1 protein-coding gene is annotated in these 873 nt (G+C 37.3%); it reads right to left on the reverse strand.

Features of this window, described 5'->3' with window-relative positions:
* On the reverse strand, positions 1–873 hold an 873-nt coding region (locus tag JX287_RS04265; protein WP_430537381.1), incomplete at both ends, for a mucin-binding protein.

Genomic DNA, 873 nt, shown 5'->3' on the forward strand with positions numbered 1-873 from the left:
GGATTGTTTGGATATGGTTTTGGTGTCATATCTGTTCCTGTCGGTGGTGTTACACCTTCTGGTAATCTTGGTACCCAACTTCCTAGTTTAGTATAAACTACTTTTTGATCTAATCCTGTCGAATCTGCATTTGTTTCCACTTTATCTACTGAAGCTTTGTCTGCTACATAGCCTGTTAATTCAGGTGTGTCTACTTTTGCTAATTCTTTGTCCGTGCTTTCCCAATTTCCGTATGTGATAGTTCCTGTAACTACATTATAGCTTGCTTTTCTTGTAAAGTGCGCTGTTTGTGTTACTGGATCTTTTCCGCTTGCTACTTCTTCTCCATTTGGAGTTTCTTTCTTAACGTATGTAATTGTTCTTGTTACTTCTTTTTTAAGATCTGACTCTTTTAATCCTTCTGCTGGCCATTTTGGTACTGTTGGGTCAACAGGTTTATTTGGCTCTACTGGTACATTTGGATCCACCGGTGTATTTGGTGTTGGTGGTTCTGTTACTTCTACCACTTTTTCATGTACTTTCAAGTTGAATACTTGTGTTGGATCTCCATCTGTTGGATCTTTTTCTTTATCAAATTTTTGATTATTTAATAAGTCTTTATTTTCTACTACATATCCACGTTTTTCTAAGTCTGCAATCTTAGCTGTTACTGAATCCGTTGGAATTGCTGAATCTGTTGTTCCGTTATCAATACTTACTTTCTCAGCTGGTAATTCTACCTCTTTTCCTGTTGTTGTATTGAATACTTTCACCACTGCTTTTTGTGGATCTGCCACATATGTAATATCCGTGTTTGTTCCAGGCGTTTCTGGTACTGGTGGTACCTTGTATCCATTTTCTGGATGTTCTGGATCTACTGGTACTAATGGATTT

It is taken from the genome of Gemella haemolysans, assembly GCF_901873445.1.
In the GTDB taxonomy this organism is placed as follows: domain Bacteria; phylum Bacillota; class Bacilli; order Staphylococcales; family Gemellaceae; genus Gemella; species Gemella haemolysans_C.